At 38.8% G+C, this 7,939-nt stretch carries 4 protein-coding genes; all 4 read right to left on the bottom strand.

The features are described from left to right. Nucleotides 1–330: 330 nt before the first annotated feature. Nucleotides 331–933: a DUF4391 domain-containing protein gene (locus I6E11_RS13770; protein WP_235338720.1), complete on the bottom strand. Its 603-nt coding sequence runs from the start codon at nt 931–933 to the stop codon at nt 331–333. A gap of 10 nt (nt 934–943) precedes the next feature. Next, entirely contained in the window at nt 944–2,476 is a 1,533-nt protein-coding gene (locus I6E11_RS13765) for an ATP-binding protein (protein ID WP_235338719.1), read from the bottom strand. Further along, on the bottom strand, nt 2,463–5,714 hold the full coding sequence (locus I6E11_RS13760) for a helicase-related protein (RefSeq protein ID WP_235338718.1): 3,252 nt from the start codon (nt 5,712–5,714) through the stop codon (nt 2,463–2,465). The genes I6E11_RS13765 and I6E11_RS13760 overlap by 14 nt, the downstream gene beginning before the upstream one ends. Before the next feature lie 342 nt (nt 5,715–6,056). Next, nucleotides 6,057–7,841, bottom strand: a complete 1,785-nt coding sequence (locus I6E11_RS13755; RefSeq protein WP_235338717.1) for an RNA/DNA-binding domain-containing protein — start codon at nt 7,839–7,841, stop codon at nt 6,057–6,059. Nucleotides 7,842–7,939 lie beyond the last annotated feature (98 nt).

The raw sequence follows: 7,939 nt of genomic DNA, 5'->3' as shown, positions 1-7,939 counted from the left end.
TATTACTTCCTACAAAAAAATTCGCATAATCCGGATTATTATGATTAAATATAATCTCTTTATCATATTCTTCATAACAATATGAATATCTAAATCCATTTTGAAGGATTAATTCTAAAGTATCTAAACAATCAGTAAAATGAAATAACGAAGATGCATTTATACTATTCATTATATTATTCCTTTCTTAAAAATATTGTTATACAATACATTGGCTATTAAGTACTAAAACATATATTGTAGTATTTTTAAGTCACAAATGTAAATAAAGCAATTACTTTATACAAAATTTATAAGCTATATAACTTATAACCACAAATTATTAGCTAATTAGCTTATACTCTCCTTCAATTTCCTTATCATCTCGAAATACTCCCTTTTCTTCCTCGGCTGTTTCTCCGTAGCAAGCTTTCTCTCCAAAGTTTTTATTTGAGCCTCAATCTTTGCTTTCCTCTCATCAGCCTGTATCTGTTCTGTAAGCGACCTTCCTTCCTCAACATCAATCTGCCCCACCTGCTTTATGATATTCTCCCATACAGCATCAAGGTTCAAGCCGGACAAGTCTATCCGTGTTTCGTCCGTCGGTTTCCAACAGGAATTTATCAGTTTGGTGTGGAACACTACTAATTGCGTTTCATCCTCGTACTGCAAGGCAAAGACTATATTCTGCGAAATCAGTCGTGACAGCAAGACTATGTTCTTGGCATTATATTCCTTTCGTTTCAGACGGACACACATCAAATAGAATTCCTTTACTGTCTGTCCTTCCGATATCGCCGGCACTGTGGCAGGCGATACAAAAGCCGTCAGGTCAAGACGGTTTATATCCGCATCGAAACTGTCACGCTGCTGCGTGTCAAGCTCAAACTTGGCATATATAGCTTTCTTGGGCAGTTGTTTCTTTATCTCAGTGGTTTGTGGTAAGCCGTACATATTTTTTTAATTATATCCTGTCAAAGAATCCTTCGTATTCTTCATCAATTATTTTCCATTCTCCAATTTTACGTCCTCCTAAACGAGAAATCTTTCCTGCTTCTTGAAGTCGTTTGAGATATTTCTGTACTTGACGTGCAGACAGTCCCATACTCTCAGCCATTTGTGTGGCACTTATTTGTGGATTTTGGGAAATTAGTTTATAAATCTGCCGACTCGCTTTTACGAACTCTTTTGCGAACTTTGATTGTTCTTTTACGAACTCTTTTGCGAACTTTGATTGTTCTTTTACGAACTCTTTTGCGAACTTTGATTGTTCTTTTACGAACTCTTGTACCGAAGGAATTCCATTAGGTATTATTTCTCCGGCAACTTCATTCTCAAAATTCAAGTTCCATAGTGTTACATGAAACTCAGAAGCATTAGAAGTAAATTCTGGAGCATGATAACTTAAAAGATGAATGTATTTCTTATATGCATCAATTATCTTCTTCATTCCACTTCCACGGCGTTCCATTAATCCCAGGCGATTAAAAAAGTCAGCAAGCAACGGATTACGCCTTTTGGATGGTACTTTCATAGGGTCAAGCTGCTGAATAAGTCTTCCATCCATCATTCCTCCGGGAGAATATATTTCCAAACGGTCATCATACATGTCAATATGTATTTCACTTCCCATCTGCAAATAATCACGATGAATGATTGCATTGGCTATAGTTTCCGTTACAGCACGTTCAGGATAATCAGGCAATTCTTCACGGTGATCGTTTTCTTTCCACCATTTCTTGCGTGAATTATTTCTAACAAAAGATACAGCATCCTGTAACTGTCCAATCACACACCCCTCCAATTCAACGTCGTCAATCGCCTCTCCCAAACCACTTGTCATATCTAAACCATTCCAACGTGTACAGAAAATACGGGACTGCCTTATTGGGGATTCATCTGCCAACAACGCACCGGCATTCGTCAGATTGCCGTTTTCATCTATAATACCCCATGATATAAACTCACTGTCGTCAAACGAACGCTGCAACCTTTTGTAATGGACAGACCTGAGTTTTGAAAAAGCCATATCCTCAAATTTATAGTTGGACGGTAGGCTATCGTAAGTACGACCGGAACCTTTCAGAACAAGACTCTTCAATTGAATACGGTCAGCAGTAACAGACTCATTACCTATGCGTACAAAGGCGAGGCGTTGTTTGTCTCCGATGTAATAGTATGGGGTTTCCTGACCTGTATAAACATACAAAAGAATTATCTTATTACCATTTATTTCTCTGAAATCAAGTTTTATTACCGGAATTGGATCAAGTTTAGTCTTAATTGTCTCACTTATAAATTCAGCATCCCTCTCTGCATTATCAAGTCCTACTATCTTATTATTATCAGACACACCAAAGACAAGGAAACCTCCTTCACCATTAGCAAAGGCTGAAACACTTTTAAGCCAACTTTTAGGCTTACTATATTCCACTTTTTCTTTTTTGTCATATGTTGTCGCTTCGCCAACGAACGACTTTATATCAAATTCCATCATTCTTCTGTATTACAATAAAACAAATCAGTTCAAAATCGTCAAGTCCCTTTATTTCGTCTGCAAAAAGATTACCCTGCACTCCGCTAAGGAAACTGTCTATATCGCTTACTTCCTTTACGTCAAGTATGGAACTGACGGCATCTCCCAGAAGGTCGGAATAGCGTTTCATGTCCTTGCCGTCGTTTGTGGCAAGATTAAACTCGTGACAGAGTTCCCTGACCGGCTCATGTATTCCCTTGCAGAGAAAACGCATACGGTCAAGCAATTCCTTTGGCGACAGATGATTAATAACTACTTCTCCGTCATTGGAGATATAGACCATATAGAATGGATGCAAACGGTTTTTCCTGTCTATATTGACAGAATTGTTACGGTTCTTCAACACATAAATCACTCCGGCAGGACAATCGTCCGTGGCGGGCACTATGGCATGAAGTCCGAACGGTGTATGTTCTACATCGGAATTGTGCTTCATATAGTCAAGCAGGTCAAGACGGAACTCGTTCAGTCCGAGATCCATTATAGACACTCCTGTGTTCATTTCCTCTATGTCTATCACTTCTTCCTGCAAGCGTTTCAACTGTTCACGGCGGTATTCCAAATCGCCTTTTTCCTCGTCAGTAAGCGGATTGTCATCGCCTGTAGATGTCATAACAGACACTTTCATGCGTGCCTCAACTCGTCCTTTAAGGTCGATATATTCATCAAGAGTCATGTCCGGCCAGTAATTGACAAGCTGTATCACATCGTTGCGACTGCCTATACGGTCTATTCGTCCGAAACGCTGGATTATGCGGACAGGATTCCAGTGGATATCGTAGTTTATCAGATAGTCGCAATCCTGAAGGTTCTGTCCTTCGCTTATACAGTCGGTCGCTATAAGTATATCTATACTCTCTGCGATATTAGGGAATATGGCTGCTTTCTCCTTCGATATAGGCGAAAACAGTGTAAGAACTGTATTGAAATCAAGCTTCTGTTTCAATTTCAGAGTGCTGCGTGCTTCTATATCACCGGTTATCAGAGCCGTATGCAGTCCTGTCTTTTCGAGTATCCGTTGTGCAAGATTGTCGTACAGATATTCTGCGGTATCGGAGAAAGCGGTAAAGATTATCACTTTCCTGTTTCCCGGATTTATAGGGTTCTCTATCTTGTTGCGCAAATCTGCCAACAATTGTTGCAGCTTGCTGTCATGCTCCGGAGTTATATCTGCAAGCATAAGCAAAAGCAGATTCAGGACTTCTATATCCTGTTCAAGAAACTCTTTCCAACTGATATAGTCCATATCGGCAAGCGCAATCTGCGATTTCTTTCCGCCTATGAAAATGCTGTCTTCATCGTCCATGTCAAGGCCGTACGGCATTTCATATTCTGCCACCATTCCATAGTTTTCGTATGAATCCGTTTCATCAATTTTCTGAAGTGTGGAACTGATGAAAGAACGGATGCGTTCTATTGTCAGGCGAAAAGAGTTTACAGAACTTTCCAGACGTTTCAGCAAGTTGGCACTCATAAGTTTGCGCAAACCGCTTTCGCGTCCTGCCATAGTCAGCCCGGCATATTCATCATTACTGTTCAGCACGGCATATTTGGATATCTTGCTTGGCAGGATAAACAGCGACGGGGTATATATAGCGAGATTAAGCCTCTGCAGAAGCTCAAATATCTCATTATAGTTTATCGCACTATCCAAATCAGTAAGATGCGGACGACGCGACAATGGCTTCAGTCTTTGAGGAAACTTGCCTATATCCGCTGTATTGTAATACTGCTCGATATGACGGCGGCTTCTGGCTATTGTAACCGAATCAAGCACCTCGAAGAAATCAAAGCTAAGACTGTCGAGCAGACGTTTTGTAGTTCTGTGTTCCGGTGGAAGTTTCGACCAGCGGTTATATGCTGTCTGAGCCTGACGGAATATATCCTCAATGCTGTTCTGTGTATCAAGCAAATCGTCAATATTCTTAGACTCGCCTTCGTATGCCAGGGCTATCTGGTTCTTGAGGTCATTGAAACGGTTATTCACCGGAGTGGCAGAAAGCATAAGGACTTTTGTCTTTACACCCTTACGGATTACCTTGTTGAGCAGTTGCAGATATCTGTTCTCTTTCGGATTTTCATCATTTTCGTCTGTAGTAACCTTACCGCCATTACGGAAATTATGACTTTCGTCTATCACCACAAGGTCATAATTGCTCCAGTTGATATGAGCAAGGTCAAGACCGTTAGACTTTCCGCCTGTGCGCGACAGGTCGGAATGAAACAGTATATCGTATCTCAGACGGTCGGCAGCTATAGGATTGTTCAGATAATTGCTGCGATATGTTATCCAGTTGTCGTTAAGTTTTTTAGGACATAACACCAACACGGACTTGTTTCTGTTCTCGTAATATTTTATTACAGAAAGTGCGGTAAATGTCTTACCCAGACCTACACTATCGGCAAGAATACAGCCGTTATATTTTTCAAGCTTGTTTATAATGGCAAGACAGGCATCTTTCTGGAAATTATACAGTTTGTTCCAGATTATACTGTTCTTGAATCCGGTAGCCTCGTTAGGCAATACATCTTCGGAAATATCTTCAAGGAACTCGCTAAATATATTGTAAAGAGTAACGAAATATATAAAGTCGGGAGAGTTTTCCTTATAGGCATTTGTAATATTGTCAAGTACCTCATCGGTGACAACCTGCATCTTTTCGGTATCATTCCAGAGATTATCGAACAAAGTAAGAAACTGCTGCGAGAACGGTGCTTCCATCTTGTTAATCATGGTATAGGCATTGTTTCCTCGCTCACAGCCCAAATCTACTGTAGTGAACCCGTTCACAGGCATATAGCTGACAGTGTCAATATTGACAAAACCCATCATGTTTTCGTTTGTACGATTGGATTTGAAACATACTTTTTTCTTTATCCACTCCGCACACTCACGTGCAATAGCTTTCTGCGACAGTTCATTACGGAGTTTTATCTCAAACTCAGAACCGTAAAGACTACGTTCACGGTTAAGTCGCGGAATATAAAACTCACGTTTTTGCTTGTCTGTTTTCTCTGTAACGAACGTTGGAGATGTAAAGATAAAACGTAACTCCTTAATATCTTTAAGCTGTTTCTTCAATTCCTGAAAAGCATATATAGAGAAACAGGAAGCAGCTATAGAAATTCTGCTCCCGCTCTTTATTTCTGTTATAAAATCATCTTTCAGGGTTTTATGTACATTATCTATAATCTCCATCGCTATATCTTTCTATGTAAAAATCTTTACAAAGTGTATTATCAAAAAACTATTATTGCAAAGATAATAAAAATTCCTTAATAAAGATATGCAATAATTAAGTTACAGAAAGAACGAATAATTCATCGTATACATAAATAAAAATCGAGTTGTCCGGTAATTCCGAACAACTCGTGACTCTAACTTTGAACTATCCGCAAAAATTTGAATAGTTCATATTTTATTATTTCAGTGAACACTCACTAAACAGTCAATGAACAGATAGAAAACTCCCTAATTCAGTTGTGTTCCATCAACTAAACTCAATTCTAATTTATTGGGTTTCATGATTATATATTGCTCTTATTTCGTTTTCGTTATATATTTCTGATTAGGAGAATTCTTACTCTCTGAAGATGTCATTTCCAGTAGTTCGCCAAGTATCGGGTCGATATATACACGCTTCATTCTGTTCCTATCAGCATATCCTAAATAATCGGCTATTTCCTGCAATGTACGTGCTTCAAGGCAGAAATCAATTAAGGCCTCCCTTATTTTCTTTTTTTTCTGTTCTCTTGATTTTACTCCTTGAGTTTTACTCCTTGAGTTTTTTACTCCTTGAGTTTTACTCCTTGAGTTTTTTACTCCTTGACTATAATCAGAATTAATGGAGTAAGAAGTCCATCGTCCCCTATTGTTGGACAAGAGCATCCCTTTGTCAACCAATGCATAAAGAATTCTTCCTGCCTCCAAAGGATTTTTACCTAATAATTGCTGTATGCGATAATTGGATATATTATCTTCCGTTATAGCAGTAGCTAAAACTAATTGACATTCTTTATCAAGCCTGTTGTACTCACTACCATAAATCTCATTCAACGCTTGATGACATTCCTCCGGAATAAGTGATACCATAGAAAGGGTTAATTCAACAAGATGTAAGTCAGTCCGCTCTACTAAAAACGGCTTACGCCAATTTTCCTTCTTCCATGCGTTCAGGATTGTAGGAAACCCAGAACCAATATTGTCGCCGAAACCAATCATTCGCAACATTGATTGCATATTTGGATTTCTTGCCTTTGAATTGCCTCCGGCATAAATATCCATAACGGGTATTTTAAGTGTGCCTGGATTGGAAAAGACAAAACAGTCATCATGTTTCTCCACTCTGAGTACCCCGGTCACCATATAATCTGCGTGGATAACAAGATTGGTCAATGCCTCACGAATAGCTTTATGTACAGCAGTATCGTCTATTCGTTCCATCCCCTCCAATCTGAAAGGACGTTTTATATCACTTACCAACTTGGATTGTACACGCATAAAGAAATTATACAGATTATTCTCCCAACGCCCGTCGTATGTCAACCTGTCGCTCCAGCGGCTATCCGGTTGCAAATTTGTCATATCAAGATAATCCATGCGGATATTATCGAATCGTTCTCGGACAGGAAGCCCTTTACCAAACATAAGCAAACCTGCTAAAGTCAAGCCTTCTCTGCGTGTATTCCTATCAACTATGTACCCTCCCATATTCAAGAGAAATTCCCTATCAGAATAATCATTCCACACATGGTCTGGATTTGCCGTACGAAAACGATTTCTATAGGCAGCAAGAGTAGGCGCATCAATATCATCCATCGTATAATTTTCCATCAATACAGAATCATTACCGCTATCGTTTGCATCACGAATCATAGCTTTAACATCGTCTTCCGTACAATGGTAGTCACCTTCATAGTTACGTTTGAAAGACCCATTCATAATATTGCCATTGATATAAATAGGACGTTGCCTATAATCTGCCTGCGGCACATGAATACATAATAAGTCATAACCTTGGTATTGTATTATTTCAACATCGGCATCGGTCAGAATATTACGGTTTACTTTATTGCTATTTAAGGTATCAAAGAACTCCTTCCTCATTTTCTGCGGATTAGCAACTCCTGTAATTTCAAATCTTTTATCTGAGTTGGTTTCATCCATATATTCCTTTATCCCAAGCATGATGGTTCCACCTATCGTATTGGCAAATGAAGAATATGTTTCCCATACTGATTTAGGTATCTGTCCTTCAGCTTTTTTACACTCAAACGTAATCCGTTCTCCGAGTTGTAATAATATATTTATATCATTAGCATTCATATATCTATCATTTATGTCCGATTAATCGCAAATGTAATAAAATTTTCATAATAATTACATGTAAAAATCAGTTATAGAAGGAGAGTATTATTCATATG

It is taken from the genome of Bacteroides caecigallinarum (assembly GCF_021531075.1).
Lineage (GTDB): Bacteria > Bacteroidota > Bacteroidia > Bacteroidales > Bacteroidaceae > Phocaeicola > Phocaeicola caecigallinarum_B.
This window is presented reverse-complemented; position numbering and strand designations above follow the sequence as displayed.